General features: G+C 63.1%; 18 protein-coding genes. 9 read left to right on the plus strand and 9 right to left on the minus strand.

Annotated features, from left to right (window positions below):
• The first annotated feature begins 202 nt into the window (after positions 1–202).
• Positions 203–1690 (plus strand): hypothetical protein, encoded by a 1488-nt coding sequence (locus tag AC6R19_RS10160; RefSeq protein ID WP_500579709.1) that lies wholly within the window; start codon positions 203–205, stop codon positions 1688–1690.
• Positions 1691–1793: 103 nt separating this feature from the next.
• On the opposite strand, the gene AC6R19_RS10165 is transcribed toward AC6R19_RS10160, so the two are convergent.
• Entirely contained in the window at positions 1794–2915 is a 1122-nt protein-coding gene (locus AC6R19_RS10165) for a M14 family metallopeptidase (protein WP_500579710.1), read from the minus strand.
• Positions 2916–3405: 490 nt separating this feature from the next.
• Here AC6R19_RS10165 and AC6R19_RS10170 point away from each other — a divergent pair, with 490 nt between their 5' ends.
• The gene (locus AC6R19_RS10170) at positions 3406–3882 is read left to right on the plus strand and encodes a hypothetical protein (protein ID WP_500579711.1); all 477 of its coding nucleotides are present in this window, start codon (positions 3406–3408) and stop codon (positions 3880–3882) included.
• A gap of 65 nt (positions 3883–3947) precedes the next feature.
• Positions 3948–4874 (plus strand): heme-dependent oxidative N-demethylase family protein, encoded by a 927-nt coding sequence (locus AC6R19_RS10175; RefSeq protein ID WP_500579712.1) that lies wholly within the window; start codon positions 3948–3950, stop codon positions 4872–4874.
• Here AC6R19_RS10175 and AC6R19_RS10180 read toward each other — a convergent pair.
• Positions 4830–6248, minus strand: a complete 1419-nt coding sequence (locus AC6R19_RS10180; protein WP_500579713.1) for a helicase HerA-like domain-containing protein — start codon at positions 6246–6248, stop codon at positions 4830–4832. The two genes, AC6R19_RS10175 and AC6R19_RS10180, sit on opposite strands and share 45 nt — an antisense overlap.
• A 232-nt stretch (positions 6249–6480) precedes the next feature.
• On the minus strand, positions 6481–7479 hold the full coding sequence (locus AC6R19_RS10185; RefSeq protein ID WP_500579714.1) for an AraC family transcriptional regulator: 999 nt from the start codon (positions 7477–7479) through the stop codon (positions 6481–6483).
• Between the two features lie 104 nt (positions 7480–7583).
• Between AC6R19_RS10185 and AC6R19_RS10190 the strand changes: the two genes are divergently transcribed.
• The 4 genes from AC6R19_RS10190 to AC6R19_RS10205 are packed head-to-tail and all read left to right on the plus strand — an operon-like array spanning position 7584 to position 11686.
• Positions 7584–8939: a flavin-containing monooxygenase gene (locus AC6R19_RS10190; protein WP_500579715.1), complete on the plus strand. Its 1356-nt coding sequence runs from the start codon at positions 7584–7586 to the stop codon at positions 8937–8939.
• Positions 8939–9889 carry a bile acid:sodium symporter family protein gene (locus tag AC6R19_RS10195; protein WP_500579716.1) on the plus strand — a complete coding sequence of 317 codons (951 nt, stop codon included), beginning with the start codon at positions 8939–8941 and terminating at the stop codon, positions 9887–9889. Before AC6R19_RS10190 ends, AC6R19_RS10195 begins: the two co-directional genes overlap by 1 nt.
• 16 nt (positions 9890–9905) lie before the next feature.
• Positions 9906–10868: an SDR family oxidoreductase gene (locus tag AC6R19_RS10200; protein WP_500579717.1), complete on the plus strand. Its 963-nt coding sequence runs from the start codon at positions 9906–9908 to the stop codon at positions 10866–10868.
• Positions 10865–11686, plus strand: a complete 822-nt coding sequence (locus tag AC6R19_RS10205) for an SDR family NAD(P)-dependent oxidoreductase (RefSeq protein ID WP_500579718.1) — start codon at positions 10865–10867, stop codon at positions 11684–11686. The genes AC6R19_RS10200 and AC6R19_RS10205 overlap by 4 nt, the downstream gene beginning before the upstream one ends.
• 264 nt (positions 11687–11950) lie before the next feature.
• Here AC6R19_RS10205 and AC6R19_RS10210 read toward each other — a convergent pair whose 3' ends face one another.
• The 4 genes from AC6R19_RS10210 to AC6R19_RS10225 form a co-directional block, all read right to left on the minus strand.
• On the minus strand, positions 11951–12403 hold the full coding sequence (locus AC6R19_RS10210; protein WP_500579719.1) for a hypothetical protein: 453 nt from the start codon (positions 12401–12403) through the stop codon (positions 11951–11953).
• A gap of 59 nt (positions 12404–12462) precedes the next feature.
• On the minus strand, positions 12463–13011 hold the full coding sequence (locus AC6R19_RS10215) for an Hsp20/alpha crystallin family protein (RefSeq protein WP_500579720.1): 549 nt from the start codon (positions 13009–13011) through the stop codon (positions 12463–12465).
• Between the two features lie 78 nt (positions 13012–13089).
• Positions 13090–13578 carry an Hsp20 family protein gene (locus AC6R19_RS10220; RefSeq protein ID WP_500579721.1) on the minus strand — a complete coding sequence of 163 codons (489 nt, stop codon included), beginning with the start codon at positions 13576–13578 and terminating at the stop codon, positions 13090–13092.
• Between the two features lie 207 nt (positions 13579–13785).
• Positions 13786–14391 (minus strand): LysE family translocator, encoded by a 606-nt coding sequence (locus AC6R19_RS10225; protein WP_500579722.1) that lies wholly within the window; start codon positions 14389–14391, stop codon positions 13786–13788.
• A 69-nt stretch (positions 14392–14460) separates the two neighbouring features.
• Here AC6R19_RS10225 and AC6R19_RS10230 point away from each other — a divergent pair, with 69 nt between their 5' ends.
• Together AC6R19_RS10230 and AC6R19_RS10235 are read left to right on the plus strand one after the other, a co-directional pair.
• The gene (locus tag AC6R19_RS10230; protein WP_500579811.1) at positions 14461–15225 is read left to right on the plus strand and encodes a TatD family hydrolase; all 765 of its coding nucleotides are present in this window, start codon (positions 14461–14463) and stop codon (positions 15223–15225) included.
• Complete coding sequence (locus tag AC6R19_RS10235; protein ID WP_500579723.1) at positions 15222–16883, plus strand: aminotransferase class V-fold PLP-dependent enzyme; 1662 nt, start codon at positions 15222–15224, stop codon at positions 16881–16883. The genes AC6R19_RS10230 and AC6R19_RS10235 overlap by 4 nt, the downstream gene beginning before the upstream one ends.
• A 209-nt stretch (positions 16884–17092) precedes the next feature.
• On the opposite strand, the gene tcdA is transcribed toward AC6R19_RS10235, so the two are convergent.
• Together tcdA and AC6R19_RS10245 are read right to left on the minus strand one after the other, a co-directional pair.
• Entirely contained in the window at positions 17093–17890 is a 798-nt protein-coding gene (tcdA, locus tag AC6R19_RS10240) for a tRNA cyclic N6-threonylcarbamoyladenosine(37) synthase TcdA (protein WP_500579724.1), read from the minus strand.
• A complete protein-coding gene (locus AC6R19_RS10245; RefSeq protein ID WP_500579725.1) occupies positions 17880–18347 on the minus strand; it encodes a thiol-disulfide oxidoreductase DCC family protein in 468 nt (155 codons plus the stop codon). Before AC6R19_RS10245 ends, tcdA begins: the two co-directional genes overlap by 11 nt.
• Positions 18348–18407: the final 60 nt, after the last annotated feature.

Consider the following 18407-nt stretch of genomic DNA (forward strand, 5'->3'; position numbering starts at 1 on the left):
TTCCGTTCTTTTTTGGGAAGGATATGCCATTGCCTAGATTCCCAAATACTGTTTTTAGGAAAGGAGAGGATGATTTGGTTAGGTATCTTCTTTTTTCTTTGGGAGTATTTTTGTGCTACGCAGCGTTGGTTGCGTAAGAATATTTTCTTCACTAGGGAGCTTCTGGGCGGGATCAGAATGACAATATAAATACGTAAGAAAAATGCGCTGTTTAATTTTATTGTTTGCTATTATTGTTTTTCTGCCGCCACTGGCGGCAGCGGATGCCGCGAGACTGATGGACTCTCGCTGGTATCAAGTGGACTCGCCGAGTTTCCATATCATCTCCAATGGAGAGCGGATGGAGATAGAAAATCTCGCACGAGATCTGGAAGCTTTTCGCGTGGCGGCGCTGTCGCTGCTGCAGATTCCGGGTGATTCGCAGCGGCTGACGATTATCGCCGCGGCCGATCGCGCCACCTATGCGGCTATGGTCGGCAGCGAGATGTCGCTTAATACGGGCGGTGTCTACAACAGTACCGCCGGGGGCAGCTATGCACTGATCAATATGGACGGCCGCCGATTCTATGCGGTACATCCTGCGCGCGAGTTTCTTTTTCACGAGTACACGCACTTCCTGACTAGCAGCAGCGGGACTCAGCGGTATCCCTACTGGTACAGGGAGGGGTTTGCAGAGGTGATATCGACCATGAGTTTTACCGATGATGGTCGATTCGAGATAGGCACTCCGCCGGCGAGCCGTGCCGCGACACTGGTCCATATGCGACCCATGCCGCTTGAACAATTGCTGCGCTTGACTCCCAAAGCGGGGCGCAAGCGCGATCATGCTCGCCTCTACGCCAGTGGCTGGATGTTGGCGCACTGGCTGCTTTTGAGCAGTGGCAAGGCGGAGGAGTTCGGCGAGTATCTGCGTATGTATCAGCAGGGTGCCGATCCGGTCAAGGCGCTTGAGATGGCATTGTCGATGTCGATTGGCGCTATTGAGGATGCGTATCGTCGCCAGTTCCACAAAAAGTTCCCGATGCGCTCGGCTGCTATGCCCAAGGGTTATGAGGCACCCCGGATAAAAGTGGATTTGCTGGCCAAACCCCAGGCGATTAAGGCAATAGCGCAGTATCTTGCCGATGTGCCTGGCAGGAGGGAACAGCTCAGGTTGCTCGTGCAACAGGTTTCAGAGGACGGAGGTGAAATCGCTAAGTTGAAGGCCAGCTTGGCCGAGGCCGAGATAAGCGCAGGCAATCTGGATGCTGCCGAGCAACTGTTGGACTCGGTGCCTCAAGCCCTGCGTGAGAGTATCTGGTTCCGTTCACCCTGGGCCTGGCTGCAACTGTATCGGCAACTGCAGCACAATGAACAGGGAAGGGACGAAGGTGTGCTCAGAAGTATCCGGGATCAATTTGTCTATCTGGTAAACAATAATGAAGAGTACGCCCCGCACTGGTACGGCCTTGCGCTGGCGATGAGGAGCCTCGGCTACCCTGGAGAAAAGTATACGGAAATGCTGGAGCAGGCATATCTCCGCGCTCCCCGGGAGCCAGTTATTGCACTCGACCTGGCTAAAGCGTTATACCAACAAAAGAACATTGATTATTTTGCGGAGGTGGCGACGCCACTATTAATGGATCTGGAAGGCCGACCAGAGGCAGAGCGCTTACAGCGTATGCTTGCTGAACTGGAAGTGTCGGATTAAACAGTTTCTATCCTGTGTAGGAGCGGCTGTTGGCCGCGATCGGTGGTGGGAGAATCCCCCGGTCCGATCGCGGCCAACGGCCGCTCCTACAGGGTAAAGGCGATTAGAGAATCTTCAGTGTCTCGCGGATCGGCAGGAAGATATCCCGCGCCAGCTGCTGGCTGCGCGCCGGGGACCAGCCCTCGATCGGGTCCGGCAGGTTTTCGTTGTCCTTGAAGGGCATCTCCAGGGTCAGCGCCAGGGTGCGGAACTGGTGGCCGCACCAGTTGGTGCCGACGGTCATATTGGCCTCGCCGGGCTTGTCCAGTTCGTAGCCGCGCTCGGTCTGGAAGTCCGGGCTGGCGGCGACGAAGGCGCGCTTGAAGGTCTCCTCCAGCTTGGCGTGGCGCTCGTCGTAGCCGGGGATGCCCTCGCAGGCGGCGACAAAGTTGAAGGGCAGGGCCTCGTCACCGTGGATATCGAGGAAGAGATCGCCGCCCACTTCCAGCATCTTCTCCCGCACCAGGTAGACCTCGGGGCTGCGCTCCATGCTGGGATCGAGCCATTCCCGGTTCAGGTTGGCGCCGACGGCATTGGTGCGCAGGTGGCCGCGCACGCTGCCGTCCGGGTTCATGTTCGGCACTATGTAGAAAACGGTGTCCTTGAGCAGTGTCTGCGCGGACGGGTTGGCGTCGTCCAGCAGCGCCTCAAGGAAGCCCTCCACAAACCATTCCGCCATGGTTTCGCCGGGGTGCTGGCGCGCGATCATCCACACCCGGTGTTTTGCCGTCTCGGCGTCGCCCACGGTCAGCAGGCTCATGTCGCGGCCGTCCAGGGTCTTGCCCAGGGTTTCAAGCTGTACCCGGTCGTCCAGTTGGGCCCAGGCCAGCAGGTCCAGGTGGCGCTCCCAGGAGAAGGGGGCGAAATAGGCCAGGTAGATGGCCGGCCTGTCCAGCTCCACGGTGAAGTCCAGGGTCTTGCCGTCGTACTCTGCGCCGATGCGGAACCAGTTCTGGCGGTCGTAGGAAGCGCAGACGCGGTAGTTTTCCCAGCCCTCCGGGTAGGCCGCCTTGCCGGCGTTGACGATGCGCAGCGGATAGCGCTCGCCCACCTCGCCCTCCAGGCGGAAGTGGAACCATTGGTAGAAATCGGAGTTGTTGTCCTGGCGGATGGCCAGTTCCACCGGGCTGCTGTTGGCGTTGATGACTTCGATATTGCCGCTGTCGAAATCGCAGGTGATGTACATGAATGGGCTCCAGTCAATTTTTCGCGGGCAGGATACAGGGGAAGGGACCGGTGGGAAAACTGCGGGCAAAACAAAATGACAAAGGTGGGCCCAATAAAAAAGCACGGTACCGAAACCGATACCGTGCTTTTGCCATTCCCTGGCGGCACCCGCTGCGATTACTGCTCCCTAAAATTTCCGGTGACGGACCCCGGCGACTGCTCACTGCCCGGCCTGATCACAGGTGCTCGACTACGCACCGTCAGAAATCGTGTACTTCTCCCTGACAACTCGCAGCTGGTGCTGATCAAAGTTTAGGCAGTGCTTCGGGAGTTTTGTGAAAAGGTTCAACAGGTTGGCGCAGATTTGGTTAACTTTTAACCAGTTTGCCGCGGAACCCGAACTCCGTTTTGGGATCTGAGCCTCATATGTGGCGCCCGGCGCCACTTCCGGCCCGGGCGCGGTTTCGGTAAGCTAACCGGCCTGTCTATGCACCAGAAAGAGATAAGTCATGAATAGAAGCGTCAAGCGCGGCGTCGCCGCCAGCTGCCTGCTGTTACTGATGATGAACCTGACCGCCTGCGGCTATTTCCTCTACCCGGAGCGCAAGGGCCAACAGGGCGGTCGCGTGGATCCGGTGGTGGTGATCCTGGACGGCGCAGGGCTGCTGTTCGGCATACTGCCGGGGATTGTGGCCTTTGCCGTCGACTTCACCAACGGCACCATCTACCTGCCCCCGGGTGGCAGTTCCGCCATCGACCGCCACGTGAGCAGCGTGGATCCCGACAAGGTGCAGAAGGTGATCGACCAGCAGGGCCAGGTGTGGCTGCAGCTGCCCCTCGACAGCCTGGCGGGCGATGACCTGCAGCAACTGGGCGCGGCCCTGTCCTCGGCGACCGGCCAGCAGGTGGCGGTGCAGGATATCGTCTGGCTGGAAGACCTGGCGGCGCTGCGCGCGGCGACTGCCGAGCAGACTGCGGCGCGCTGAACGCCACCTTGTAGGAGCGGCGGGGCGGATGGCCGCCCCGCCGCTCCTACAATCGAATCTTCGATATGCCTCCCGTGAAGCCCGATCCGGACCGCCGCTACGCCCAGTGCGGCCACGGGATGATCCTGCCCTTTATGCAGTCATCGGATATGGTGCATATGGGCCTGCAGCGACTCGATCAGTCGCAGTGGATCCAGCCCTGCCCGAACCTGCCCAACTACTTCCACAACAAACTGCGCGCGCGGCGCCATCTCGGCGACAGGGTATTCGCCCAATTGCCGCAGTCCCTTGCCGCGCAGCGGGAGCTGCGCCGGTTACTGCTGCGGCACCTGCGCCGGGACCACCGGCGGGATTACTTTGCCGGTGCCAGCCGGCTGCAGTGGCGGGCCGACGGCGCCTCCCTGTGCTGGCCGTTGGCGGATGACGCAGAGCCCTTGTGGAGCGCCAGCCTCTGGGTCGCCGACGACCTCTGCCTGCTGCAGCCGGGCAGGCACGGCTACGAACTCACCGCCGCTTCCCTGGCCGCGCCCAGCTACTGGCGCCTGGAGGAAAAGATCGATCGGCCGCTGGATGTGATTCACGGCCCCGTGCCCGGATTCAGGGAAAAGCTCTCCACTCAGGTGGCGCGCTTCTTCGAGCACCTGTTGCCGGACTACCCGGTGTGGCGGGCCAACTGGTCGGTGGTCAATTCCACCGAACTGACCCAGCGCGGCGAGTCGGCAAATGCGGAGGGAAAACTCTATCTGCGCGTCGAGCGCCAGTCGCTGCGCCGCCTGCCGGAGAGCGGCGCCGTGGCGTTCAGCATTCGCGTGATGATCGATCCGCTCGAGGATCTGCGGGCGGTGCCGGGGGCACTGGTTTCGTTGCGCCGCGCGGTCGAGCGCCTGTCACCGGAGGAATCGAAGTACAAATCCCTGGCGCCGCTGCTGCCGGAACTGAATGAATTTCTAGCGGCGGCGGCCGCTGAGGGCGCCCAGCAGTCCGCGCACTAGTTCCCGCCCCAGCTGGCGGCCGAAACTGTTGGCCATTCTGGAAAGCGCCCTGTCCAGTTCGCTTCCGTCTTTGCGTTCGGCCTTTTCCGTTTTCTCCTCTGCAGCCGCTCCGCGCTGCGTCTCTTCCTGTCTCTTCTGCAGCTGCTCGTAGGCGGAGTCGCGATCCTGGGATTGGCGGTATTTGTCCGCCAGCGCGCTGCCGGCGAGCAACTGCCGTATTTCCTGCTCGCCCAGCGGCGACAGGCGGCTGGCGGGCGGGTGAATCAATGCGCGCTCCACCGGTTGCGGTACGCCGTCCTTGTCCAGGCAGGAGACCAGTGCCTCGCCCACGGCCAGTTGGCCGATCACCGCGGCGCTGTCGAAATTCGGATTGACGCGAAAGCTGTTGGTGGCGGCCTTGACTGCGCGCTGCTCCTTGGGCGTATAGGCGCGCAGCGCGTGCTGGATGCGGTTGCCCATCTGCGCCAGTATCGCCTCGGGAATATCCAGCGGGCTCTGGGTGACGAAGAAAACCCCCACGCCGCGGGAGCGGATCAGCTTGACGATCTGCTCCACTTCGCCGAGCAGGTTTTTCGGCAGCTCGTCGAACAGCAGGTGGGCTTCGTCAAAGAAGAGTGCGATTTCCAGCTGGCCGCCGGCCTCGGGCAGGGTTTCGTAGAGTTCCGCCAGCAGCCACAGCAGCAAAATACCGTAGACGCGGGGATGCATTCTGCTGGCGTCGAGCAAATGGATTTTTGCGCTGTCCAGCAAGTCGTTCAGGTCCAGCGCCGGCTCGCCGAACAGCGCGTCCGCGCCGTCGCGCTCTATGGCGAGAAACTTGCGTTTGATGGCGCCGAGGCTGGCCGGGGAGATATTGCCGTAGTGCTGGGCCAGGTTTTGGCGCTCGTTTTCGGCGAACTGCAGCAGCGACTGCAGGTCCTTCCAGTCGAGCAGTAGCAGTCCCCGCTCGTCGGCAATCCTGAACAGCAGCTGCAGCAGGCCGGCCTGGTTGTCGTTCAGGTCCAGCATCTGCGCCAGCAGTTCCGGACCCAGTTCGGAGATGGTGGTGCGCAGGGGCAGGGCGCCCGGCCCCCAGAGTTCCACCGGGCTGGCGCGGAAGTAGCTGCTGTCGAGGCCGAACAGCGGCAGCCGCTCATCCACCTTTGCGTTGCCGCCGCCGGGGGCGGCGAGCCCGCTCAGGTCGCCCTTGAAGTCGGTGACGAACACCGGCAGGCCGCGGCGGTTCAGCTGCTCTGCCAGCAGGCGCAGGGTCACCGTCTTGCCGGTGCCGGTGGCACCGCAGACGATGCCGTGGCGGCTGGCCATTTCCGGCAGCAGCAGGCAGGGCGCGGATCTGTCGCCGCCAGAGGGAATGCCGAGCGCAATGGGTTCCATAGCCGGGTCTGCAGAGGTTTTAGGTAACTGTAGACCGGGGACTCGAAAGAATAGCTCCCTACAGAGTATTGTCGTCATTCCAGCGCAGGCCGGTATCCAGATACTCCCGAACTGGATACCGGCCTGCGCCGGTACGACGGCGTTAATTAAAGCGGGATGGCCGTAGGGTGCAATAAGCGCTGCGCATTGCACCGATGCCCGGGCGGGCGAACGCAAGGTTCGCCCTTACAAATCAACTGACGGCTTCCCCGCGCTTGTAGGCCTTGGGTGAAACCCCGGTCCAGCGCCGGAACGCCTTGCCGAAGGCGCTCTCGTCGCAGTAGCCCAGCGCCGCGGCTATCTCCGCATTGTTCCTGTCCCCCTGGCGCAGCCACTGGCGCGCGTAGTGGCTGCGCACCTCGTCCTGGATGGCGCGGAAGCTGGCATTTTCCTCCAGCAGTTTGCGCCCCAGGTGGCGCGGGCTGATGCACAGCTGGCTGGCCACCTGTTCCCGGGTCAGCTGCGGTTCCTGCTGCAGCAGGTGCGCCACCTGCAGCTGCAGGCTCTTGTTGGTCAGGGCGCGCAGCAGCGCGTCCGCCTCGGGCTTCAATCGCGTCATCACCTGCCGGTCGGCGGCCACCAGCGGAATCTCCAGGTCCTGGGGGCGGAAGCGGATACCCGACACCGGCGCATTGAACTGCACCGGTGTGCCGAGCAGCTGCTGGTACTGCTGCTGTATCGCCAGCGACGGCGCCGGGTAGGCCAGCAGCACGCACTGGGCGCGGAACGGCTGGCCGGTCATGCTGCGGGCCTGGGCCAGGCAGGCGGACAGCACCGTCTCCACCCGCAGCTGGGCGCAGCGCAGATAGTTGGGCAGATAGCAGAGATCCGCGTGGTGGGCGCCGCGGCGCAGTTCGAAGCGGCCGCCTTCCCCCACCAGCGGGTGGTAGATCAGCAGCTGCTCTATGGCGGCGCCGAGGGTCTTCTGGGTCATCAGCAGGTAGCCCACCAGGCCCATCTGGCTGCTGTGTATCGCCCGACCCAGCTTTGCGCCCAGCAGCGGGTCCGGGTGGGCCTCCGCCAGCGCCAGCCACAGCTGTTCCTGCACGCCGATCGGCACCCGCTGGTTTTCGTCTATCCCGGACAGTATCTCTTTCGCCAGGGTTGGGATTTCCAGCTCGAGGCTGTTCAAGGCGGCGGTAATCGCCCGCGTATAGCTGAGGGTGACACTTCTGCAGTCCGCCGGCTTCACTGTCTCTGTCCGAAATTAACCAATGATCGCCCGATTATGACGATCTGCGGTCGGCTTGTCACGGTATATTGCCGTCAACGCAGCGAGCGAAAGCGAGAATAACAATGAAACCCTACGCGGTGATCGGCGCCGGCCCCATGGGGCTCTGTACCCTGCGCAACCTGGTAAAGCACGGCATTCCCTGTGTCGGCTTTGAAATTCACAGTGATGTGGGCGGCCTCTGGGATATCGACAGCCCCACCAGCACCATGTACGAGTCGGCGCACCTGATCTCGTCGAAGAGGATGACCGAGTTCGCCGAGTTCCCGATGGCGGACCATGTGGCGCCGTATCCGCACCACCGCGAGCTGCGCGACTACTTCCGCGCCTATGCGAGAGCGTTCGGCCTGTACGAGCGCTACGAGTTCAACACCGAGGTGGTGCGCTGCGAGCGGGATGGCGACGACTGGTGCATCACCACCCGCGTTGTCAGCGGCAGTGAAAAGGGCAGGGAGCAGACCCGCAGCTTCGGCGGCCTGCTGATCGCCAACGGCACACTGCACCACCCGAACAGGCCGGAACTGCCGGGCGATTTCGCCGGCGAACTGCTGCACTCGAGTGAATACCGGGATCCGGCCATCTTCGAGGGCAAGCGGGTCTTGTTGGTGGGTTGCGGCAACAGCGGGGCGGATATCGCCGTGGACGCGGTGCACCGGGCCAGGAGCGTGGATATCAGCTTGCGCCGCGGCTACTACTTCCTGCCCAAGTTTATCGGCGGTGTGCCCACCGACGCGGTGGGGGGAAAGATCAGATTGCCGCGCTTTATCCAGCAGCGCATCAGCGCGGCCCTGTCGCGCTTTATGCTCGGCCGCCCCGGCCAGTACGGCCTGCCGGAGCCGGACTACCGGATGTTCGAGTCCCACCCGGTAATCAACTCGCTGGTGCTGCACCATATCGGCCACGGGGACATCAGGCCGCAGGGTGACATAGCCTCCATCGACGGCAATACTGTGACCTTTGTGGACGGCCGCAGTAGCGACTACGACATGATCCTGCTGGCCACCGGCTACAAGCTGCACTACCCGTTTATCGATCCGGCGCAGCTGAACTGGACCGGTCATGCACCGCGCCTCTACCTGAATGTGTTCCACCCGGAGTACGACAACCTCTTCCTGATGGGCATGGTGGAGGCCGCCGGCCTCGGCTGGGAGGGGCGCAATGAGCAGGCGGAACTGGTGGCGCTGTATATCCGCCAACTGTCCCTGGGCGCCGAATCGGCGCGGCGTTTCAAGGCCGTCAAGCGCGAGCGCGCGTCACTGCGCGCGGATGGCGGCATGAAGTACCTGCAACTGGAGCGCATGGCCTACTACGTGCACAAGGACACCTACCTGAAGGCACTGCGCGGTCACACTGCGGACTTGCAGCGGGATCTGGTGAGCCGGGATACTGGCGAATTTACCGGCAGCGCAGAGGCCATCTAGTGGACGCCGCTCTCACCGACAATTTCGCCAGCAGTTTCCAGATGTCGCCCGCTGCGCTGATGGTACTGAACGCAGTGCTGGCCTTTATGATGTTCGGCGTGTCCCTGGGGTTGCGCCCGGCGGACTTCGCAGCGGTGCTGCGCCGGCCCCTGGCGCCGGTCACCGGCCTTGTGGCCCAGTTCCTGCTGCTGCCGGCCATCACCTGCCTGGTCACCTGGTGGCTGCGGATAGATCCCGGCCTGGCCCTGGGCATGATCCTGGTGTCCTGCTGTCCCGGCGGCACCTTCTCCAATGTGATGACCTGGATAGGGCGCGCCAATGTGGCCACCTCGGTCAGCATGACCGCGGTATCCAGTCTCGCCGCGGTGGTGCTGACGCCGCTCAATTTCGCCCTTTACGGTGGCCTGAATCCCTATACCCGGGAACTGCTGCAGCAGATAGCGCTGCCGGCGAACAATATGATCCTGTTGGTGGTAATGGTGCTGGCGCTGCCGATGCTGGCGGGCATGGCCATAGGCGCACGCTTCCCGCAATTCGCCCGGCGCAGTGAGCGCTGGTTCCGCAGCGCTTCGCTGCTGGTATTTTTGCTGTTTGTTGTCATCTCCTTCAGCAGGCACTGGCAGACGGCGCTGCAGATCGCCGGCTCGGTGCTGTTGCTGGTCATCGCGCACAACGCGCTGGCATTTTTTATCGGCAACCTCAGTGGCCGCCTGGCGCGCCTGCCGCTGGCCGATCGCCGAGCGGTGACCATGGAGGTGGGTATCCAGAACTCCGGCCTGGCGCTGGCGATACTCTTCACCTTTTATCCGTCCGCAGGCCCAATGCTGGTGGTGGCCGGCTTCTGGGGTGTCTGGCACCTGGTGTCCGGCCTGGCCCTGGCGGGCTACTGGAATTTCCACCATCGAAAATGGGGCTTGTCACGCGATCTGCTGCAGAGTCCGCAATCCTGAATAAAAGACAAGAAATATGAGCGAACAACGGGTTTTGATCACCGGCGCTGCCGGCTATGTGGGGCACCAACTGGGGGAGCTGCTGGCGGAGGAGATGCCGGTGGTGGGGGTGGATATCCGCTCGCGCCCGGCGTCCTTTCCGATTTTCACCCTGGATATCTGCGACCCGGCCCTGGGCGAACTGCTGCGCGCCGAGTCCATCACCCATGTGGTGCACCTGGCCTCGGTGATGGCGGCGGGCCGCGACCGCGAGGCCGAGTATCGCATCGATGTGGAGGGCACCGAGAATGTCCTCAAGGCCTGCCTCTATGCCGGGGTGAAACACGTCACCGTGACCAGCAGCGGCGCCGCTTACGGCTACCACCCGGACAACCCCGAGTGGCTGGAGGAGAACCACCCGCTGCGCGGCAATCCGGAGTTCGGTTACTCGGATCACAAGCGCCTGGTGGAGGAGATGCTGGCCAGCTACCGGGAAAGGCATCCGCGCCTGCAGCAGTTGGTTTTCCGCCCCTGTTCCATCGTCGGTGCCACCACCAACAACAAGATTGGCGAGCTGTTTGACCGCCGCGCGATTCTGGATCCCGGCGGCCACAATTCGCCGTTTGTGTTTGTCTGGGACCGGGATGTGGTCCGCGCTATCCAGTTCGGCGTACAGCGCTCCGCCAGCGGCATCTACAACCTGGCCGGCGACGGCGCCCTGACCCCGGCGCAAATAGCCCGACTGCTGGGCAAGCCGTTGCGCAGGCCGCCGGTACGCCTGGTGAAACTGCTGCTGGGTATCGGCTACTTCCTGCACCTGACCGACAGGCATCCGGACCAGGTGATCTTCCTGCAGTACCGCCCGGTGCTGCTGAATCGCCGCCTGAAGGAGGAGCTGGGGTTCGTGCCGGAGAAGAGTTCCCGGGAGGCATTTGCCTATTTCGCCCGCGAGGCCCTCGGCATTGAGCCGCGGGTTGAAACGGCGGAGGGCGCGGTTTGATCGAGGCAAAAACTTTTATTGTCACCGGCGCCGCCGGCGGCCTGGGCTGGGCCATTGTCGAGGCGCTGGCGGCGGGGCACGAGGCCCGCTTCGCGCTGGTGGATATCAGCGGGGAGTCTTTAAATGCGCGCGCGGAGGAATTGCGCCGGCGCGGGATAGAAGCGGAAACCTTTGTGGCCGACCTGTCCTGCGAAAGGGCCGTCGCCGAACTGGTCGGGCGGCTGCGCCGCCAGTACGGGCGCGTCGATCTGCTGGTCAACAACGCCGGTATTACCCACCGCAGCCTGTCCACCCAGACCGGAAACGCGGTGATCCGCCGGGTGATGGCGGTGGACTACCACGCGCCGGTGGAGCTGGTCCAGGGGCTGCTGGCGGAACTGCGGACTGCATCCGGCTGCGTGGTGAATATCAGCTCCATGGCCGGCTGGATGCCGGTGCTGGGCCGCGCCGGTTACTGCGCGGCCAAGAGCGCGCTGCACCAGTATTTCGAGACCTTTCGCGAGGAGGTGCGCGAGGAGGGCATCAGGGTGCTGATGGTCTACCCCAGTTTCGTCGCCACCAATATCGAGCAGAACGCCCTGTCCGGCGATGGTGGTCGCGCGAAGCACAAACAGAGCACCGTCGGCCGGGTGCGCAGCGCCGGGTGGATGGCCAACAGAATCGTCACCGCGCTGGAGCAGGGCAGGGAGCGGCTCTTCCCGCGGGACAGGAGCCTGCTCGGCGCCTACCTGTACAGACTCTTCCCGCGCCTGTTTATGAAACAGATGGTGAGGAATTTCCGCGTCGAGCTGGAAGTGGCCCGTGGCGCAGGAAGCTGAACTCAAGTTTCGGAGTTCACAGTGAGGATAGAATGCCTCCGGGTGGCACTATACGAGGCCCCTGCTGTCGGTGGCCACCTGGCAGATATTTACCGATGAGGTTTTTTGTCAGGTGGCCAGCGGCGGCAGGGCCGCTCGAAGGCATCTCCGTTCGGGGCGGCAATCTCTGTGAACTCCGAAACTTGAGTGGCGAAAAAAAAGACCCTCCGGGGGCGCCGGAGGGTGGCAAAGTGACATGCCGCGCGGACTCGGGGCCTCGACGGCTCAGAATACCGCGCTGGCTTCGGGGTTGAGACTGGAATAGTGGCGATAGGGCTCGACGATGCGCCAGGTCAGGTAGGCCAGCTGCGGTTCGGGGCCGCCGTTGGCCTCGAAGCGCATGCCCTGTACCCGGTCGCCGACGATAGCCTGGATGGTGTAGCTTCCCGCCGGAACGTCGAGCAGGAATAGCGGGCCGTCGCTGGTGGTGTTCAGCACCAACTCACCGCGGGAATCCCTCACCTTGATCTGGCCGCCGCCGAGCAGGTGGCCCGAGTCGGCGCTCAGCACCACCTTGATATCGAAGCCGGATGCAATGTTTTCCAGTGCACGACGTTCATCTATACCTATGCCGCCGGAGATGTAGCGGAGTTCGCCGCTATACTGGATTTCCGGGGTCGCCACGGCGGGCGCGGACAGCAGGCAGAATAGAAAGGAAATGGCACGACAGATTTCCATACTTTCCTCCAGAGTGCTCCTCTGTTTTTCACTGGTTTCTCAGGTTCTTTGTGCGCCTGTCAGGCGATCCTGCGTATGTCGATCACTTTGCCGCGGGATTTCGGTAGCGCCCTGCGCGGTAGAGTGATGGTGAGCACACCGTTGCGGAACTGCGCATCGATATTGTCGCGGTCGGCGTCCTCCGGCAGTGACAACACCCGCTGGAAGGCGCCGTAGCGGCGCTCGATACGATAGAAATCCGCATCCCGGTTTTCCGTTTGCTGTTTCTTTTCACCGCGAATGGTGAGGGTGTTGTCCACCAGCTCCAGGTGGATGTTGTCTTCGTCGACGCCGGGCGCCTCGACGGTGATGCGGTAGGCTCCGGCCGTCGCCGTAATATCGACATTTGGTCTCAGCAGCGCGGTGCGGTCCGCCAGCGCCGGTGCGGCGTCCAGGCCGGTCGGGTTAAAATTGTGGAGCAGGCGCTCAAACAGCCGGTCCAGCTCCTCGTGCAGCTGCGCCAGCGGCGACTGATGCTGCGGCTCCCGGCGGTTTGCCGGCAGGTTGCCGTGTTGCGAGCTCTCCTCGTCCTTGAACCAGTTCCAGGGTGCAATCCTCTTGATATCCACAGTGACCTCCAACAAAGGTTTCAGCAGTTGATGTGCCAGTGTGAAAAAAGAAAGTTTCTGAAAAACTGATCTGTCTGGTCAGCCGGTCTTTATACCGCCATCCGATTCCAGCGCCTTGACTTCCCGAGTGGCGTCGCCGGTCTCGCCCCTGATCGGGATTCGGCGCGGCCTGGCCTCCTCGGGCACTTCGCGTACCAGGCTGACGCTGAGCAGACCGTCACGGATATTCGCTCCGGTCACTCGCATGTGGTCCGCTAGGCGGAAGCTGCGCTCGAAGGTGCGGGTGGCGATGCCGCGGTGCAGGAACTCAACCCCGTCGCGCGCTTTTTCCTCCAGTCGGCCCCTGATGGTGAGCTGGTCGTTTTGCACGGTGACGCTGAGGTTTTCCTGATGAAAACCGGCCACGGCCATGGTGATGAAGTAGTCATCCTCTCCGTGTTTTTCGATGTTGTACGGGGGATAGCTGCCTGTACTTTCGTCGCTGTTGAGCACCGATTCAAACAGCTCGTTGAAGCGGTCGAAGCCGACGGAATTGCGCAGTAGTGGTGTGAGGGAGAGTGCGTTCACAATTGCCTCCTTCTTCAATAAGCAAGGTAACAATATGGGTCAGCTTTGGTGCGCCGGGCACCGGGATGTGGGCTCCCATTCGGGCCGCTCACGACTCCTGATATGGGAAATGAAGGAAAAAATTCAAGGGTGGGAGTTCGGCAAACTCGTCGAGAAATGTGCCGTCAAGCTGCCCCACAGGTTGCGGGGCAGTTTGTGTCGGGGCGATCAACCGGGACCGCGATCCAGTACCATCGGCACCACACTCGCCGCCAGCAGCATCCCCATGGTGATATTGAAGCGGCGCAGGTGTTTCGGTTCCGTCAGCATCCGCTTCAGGCCCACCCCGAACAGCAGCCAGACGACGATACAGGGGCCGCCGATGGCGACGAAGGTCAGCGCAATGCGCGCTATATCCATCCACATCTCGCCGCTGGGGCTGGTAAAGGCCGCCAGCGCGCCCACCGCCATGATCCAGCCCTTGGGGTTCACCCACTGGAAGGCCACCGCCTGCAGAAACGTAAAGGGCTTTTGCGTGCCGGCACTGCCCACTTCCCGCGTGCTGGCGATGACCCGGGCCAGGTACAGCAGGTAGGCGATACCCGCCCAGCGGATAATCTCGTGCAGCAGCGGGAACTGGCTGAACAGTGTGCCCAACCCCAGCCCAATGGCGACGATCATCGCCGGGAAGCCGAGGCAGATGCCCAGCAGGTGTGGCAGTGAACGGTTCACGCCGTAATTCAGCCCGGATGACATTATCATCAGGTTGTTCGGGCCCGGTGTGATACTGGTGGAGAAGGTGAATAACACTATGGGGAGCAGGGACTCTAACACTCTTGCCTCGGGGGTCCGGTAAAGCATCCGTGTTAAGATGCGGGCAAATTGATGGAATCACAAGTGCCAATGATCGACAGCCACTGCCATTTCGATTTCGATGCCTTCGATGCGGATCGGGCGCAGGTCTGGCAGCAGTGCCGCGACGCCGGTGTCGAGCGGATGATCATTCCCGGAGTCAGCAAGCCGCGCTGGCCGGCGCTGTTTGAACTGGTGAAAAAGGAGCCTGCCTGGTACGCGGCGGTGGGCCTGCACCCCTGGTGGGTGGCGGAATCGGAAGTGGAGCCGGCGCAGCTGCAAGGGGACCTGGCACAACAGATAGAGGCCAACCCCTGTGTGGCCATCGGCGAGTGCGGCCTGGATGGGGCCATAGTCACCCCGCTTGAAGAACAGGAGCCGCTGTTTCGCGCCCAGCTGGCGCTGGCGGAAGAGCTGCAACTGCCGCTGATCATTCACGCCTGCCGCTGCCACAATGAAATGCTGCGCCTGCTGAAGGAGTACCGACCCGCTCGCGGCGGCGTGATTCACGCCTTCAGTGGCAGTGAGGAGATAGCACGGGAGTACTGGAAACTGGGATTCTACCTGGGGGCCGGCGGCACCATCACCTATGAGCGTGCGGCCAAGACCCGCCGCGCCTTCGCCGCCCTGCCACTGGAAGCGATACTGCTGGAATCGGACGCACCGGACATGCCGATTCAGGGCCGCCAGGGGGAGCGCAACAGCCCGGCCTTTCTGCCGCTGATTGCCGAAGCGCTGGCCAGGCTGCGCGGCATGCCGGTCCAAGAAGTCGCCGCGCAGACGAGTCGCAATACCGAGATTCTGTTTTCCCTATGAGCTTTTCCGCAGAGGATTTCAAACGGCAGTTCCCCCTTTTCTCGCAGCCGGAAAACCGGGCCCTGGTCTACCTGGACAACGCCGCCACCACGCAGAAGCCGCAGTCGGTGATCGATGCGGTCTGCGATTTTTACCTGCGCAGCAATGCCAACACCCACAGGTCCAGTCACCGCCTCGCGCGCCGCGCGACCGAGATGGTCGAGCGGGTGCGCCGCCAGGCCGCGGATTTCCTGCACGCCGACAGCCCGCGGGAAGTCATCTTTTGCCGCGGCGCCACCGAGGCGCTCAACCTGCTCGCCAACAGCCTGTGCAGCGAGCTGAGCCCCGGCGACGAAATAGTGCTGTCCACCGCCGAGCACCACGCCAATATAGTGCCCTGGCAGATGATGGCGCAGCGCTACGACCTGGTCCTGCGCTATGTGCCCCACACCGCCGGAATACCGCAGTTCGACCGCCTGGATGAGGTGCTGGGCGAGCGCACCCGGATAGTCTCCCTGACCGGCGGCTCCAATGCGCTGGGCCTGCGCCCGAGCCTTGCGGATATCGCGCGGCAACTGAACGGCGCGCGCCAGCTGCACGGACAGGAACTGCGCTGGATTGTCGACGGCGCCCAGCTGGCGGCCCACGAGAGGGTGGACGTGCAGAAAATCGGCTGTGACTTCTTTGTCTGCTCCGCGCACAAGTTTTACGGTCCCAGCGGCATCGGCCTGTTGTACGGCCGCGAGTCGCTGTTGCAGTCCATGCCGCCCTGGCAGGGCGGCGGGGAGATGATCACCGAGGTGGATCTGTATTCGAGTACTTTTGCCGACCTGCCGCACAGATTCGAAGCGGGCACCTCGCCGCTGGCGGCGATCGTCGGGCTCGGTGCCGCGCTGGAATTTCTCGGCGAGCAGGACCGCAGCGCCCTGGCCGCGCACGAACAGCAATTGGTGCAGTGGCTGCACGACCAACTGGCGGATCTGCCCGGGCTGCGCCTGGTCAGCCAGCCACAGCACAACCTGGGCATAGTCGCCTTTGCGCCGGCGACCGGCAGCGCCGCGGACCTGGCGCACTGGCTGGATGAAAAGGATATCGCCGTGCGGGTCGGCCACCACTGCGCGCAGCCGCTGATCCGCGCCGCAGGCGAGACTGCCACGGTGCGCGCGTCGGTGGCCGGCTACACCACCCGGGAAGATGTGGCACTGTTCGTGCAGGCCCTGCGGGAATACCTGCCCGAGATGGAAGCACCGGCCGCCGCGCCGCCCCGCTCGGCCGGCTGGAGCGGCGACGATCTCTCCGCACTGCAACTGGAACGGCTCGCGGGCCAGCGCAACTGGCAGGACCGCTACCGCGAGCTGATGCGCTGGAGCAAGTCGATATCGGAAAAGCCGCAGATCCGCCGGCCGGAAAATCGGGTGCGCGGCTGCGAGTCGGACGCCTGGCTGGTGCACCGGGAAGAGGGCGGCCGCCACTACTTCGCACTGGACAGCGACAGCCGGGTGGTCAAGGGGCTGGGTGCGCTGCTGCTGTCCCAGGTGGACGGGCGCAGCGCGGAGGAAATCCGCGGGCTGGATCTGCCGCTGTTGTTTGCGGAACTGGGGCTGGAGAAACATCTGAGCGAATCGCGCAGCAACGGCTTCTACGCGCTGCTGCGCCAGGCCCTCGCCTTTGTCTCTTGAAGAGAGGCCTGGGCGGCCCCGCTGCCGGTGGCCGTTTGCTCAACAGGCTCATCGGACCCTTTTTCAGCCGCAGGCGCTTTTCACAAACGGCCCCCGGCATCGGGGCCTTCGCATTCGCATCTGGCCGCGGCATTCTTTCCCGAGTCCCGAGTCCCGAGTCCCGAGTCCCGAGTCCCGAGTCCCGAGTCCCGAGTCCCGAGTCCCGTAAATCAGCCTTTCTTCTGCAACAGCCGCTCTATGCCGCGGGACGCGGCCACGAAACCGAAGGCGCCTGTCACCATGCTGGCGGCGCCGAAGCCGCCGCTGCAGTCGAGTTTCACCCCGTCCTGCATGGCGCTCTTCTGCTGGCACACCTGGCCGTCCGGCTGCGGATAGACCATGGGTTCCGTGGAGTAGATGGCGTCCACGCCGAACTGGCGCTTGCGCGATTTCTGGAAGTTGTGGAAGCGATACAGGTGACTGCGCACCTTCGCCAGCATGGGGTCGTTGATGGTGCGGCCCAGGTCGGCGCTGTCGATCAGGCGCGGATCCCGCTTGCCGCCGGCGGAGCCGACGGTGACCAGGCGCAGCCTGCGCGCCTTGCAGTAGGCGATCAGGGCCGCCTTGACCCGCGCCGCGTCCATGGCGTCGATCACACAATCGATCGGGTGCCTGTCCGGGTCGAGCAGCTCGGCGAAGTTGTCCGCGGCGATAAACTCCTCCTCGGTGTGCACGCCGATTTCCGGATTGATCTGCCGCAGCCGCTCCGCCATGACCTCCACCTTGATGCGGCCGATGGTATCGACCAGGGCGTGGCTCTGGCGGTTGCTGTTGGTGATGCAGACATCGTCGAGGTCGATCAGGGTGATGCGGCCGACACCGCTCCTGGCCAGCGCCTCGGCGGTCCAGCTGCCCACGCCGCCGATGCCGATCACGACGAAGTGGGCCCGCTGTAGTATCGGCAGGGCCTCGTTGCCGTAGAGGCGGGCTATGCCGCCGAAGCGTTGCAGGTACTGGTCAGTCAGCATCTATCTCTTCCAAAAATCTCTCTCGCTCCCCGGTGTCCGGCAGCTTGCACTCGTCGCGCTTGCCGAACAGCCGGTAGCGGTTGCGCGCCACGGCGTCGTAGACGAAATCCCGCACCATTTGCGGCATCCAGCGCAACAGGGTCAGGTGGCGCCAGGGGCCGGGCAGATGTGCGGCAATGCGCAGCGCCGCCTCGCTCTTGTGGTAATCCCGGTACTCGCCTGTGTCGTCGCCCTTGTCTTCACCAGGGTCGCGCTCCAGCAGGATCATCGTCTCGTAGGTATCCTGCGGCAGTCCCAGCCGGGACAGCAGCTCCTGGCCGGCGGGGGATTGTACACGGCACAGGGTAAAAATGGCGTCCCTGTCCCGCTTCAGCACAAAGCGGCTCCAGCCGTTGCAGAGGTTGCACAGGCTGTCGAAGAGGATGATTTTGTCCGGCAGGGAGGTTGCTTTCTCCATCTCGTGCCCCGCTCCTATTGTCCGGGTCTGTTGTGTTAGAGCCTGTTTGAGACCTTCAAA

It is taken from the genome of Microbulbifer sp. SE14 (assembly GCF_059834885.1).

Bases quoted from the DNA above. Each gene is read 5' to 3' on its own strand.
- AC6R19_RS10160 (WP_500579709.1), top strand. From the start codon at position 203: ATGCGCTGTTTAATTTTATTGTTTGCTATTATTGTTTTTCTGCCGCCA.
- AC6R19_RS10165 (WP_500579710.1), bottom strand. From the start codon at position 2,915: ATGTACATCACCTGCGATTTCGACAGCGGCAATATCGAAGTCATCAAC.
- AC6R19_RS10170 (WP_500579711.1), top strand. From the start codon at position 3,406: ATGAATAGAAGCGTCAAGCGCGGCGTCGCCGCCAGCTGCCTGCTGTTA.
- AC6R19_RS10175 (WP_500579712.1), top strand. From the start codon at position 3,948: ATGCCTCCCGTGAAGCCCGATCCGGACCGCCGCTACGCCCAGTGCGGC.
- AC6R19_RS10180 (WP_500579713.1), bottom strand. From the start codon at position 6,248: ATGGAACCCATTGCGCTCGGCATTCCCTCTGGCGGCGACAGATCCGCG.
- AC6R19_RS10190 (WP_500579715.1), top strand. From the start codon at position 7,584: ATGAAACCCTACGCGGTGATCGGCGCCGGCCCCATGGGGCTCTGTACC.
- AC6R19_RS10200 (WP_500579717.1), top strand. From the start codon at position 9,906: ATGAGCGAACAACGGGTTTTGATCACCGGCGCTGCCGGCTATGTGGGG.
- AC6R19_RS10210 (WP_500579719.1), bottom strand. From the start codon at position 12,403: ATGGAAATCTGTCGTGCCATTTCCTTTCTATTCTGCCTGCTGTCCGCG.
- AC6R19_RS10230 (WP_500579811.1), top strand. From the start codon at position 14,461: ATGATCGACAGCCACTGCCATTTCGATTTCGATGCCTTCGATGCGGAT.
- AC6R19_RS10235 (WP_500579723.1), top strand. From the start codon at position 15,222: ATGAGCTTTTCCGCAGAGGATTTCAAACGGCAGTTCCCCCTTTTCTCG.
- tcdA (WP_500579724.1), bottom strand. From the start codon at position 17,890: ATGCTGACTGACCAGTACCTGCAACGCTTCGGCGGCATAGCCCGCCTC.
- AC6R19_RS10245 (WP_500579725.1), bottom strand. From the start codon at position 18,347: ATGGAGAAAGCAACCTCCCTGCCGGACAAAATCATCCTCTTCGACAGC.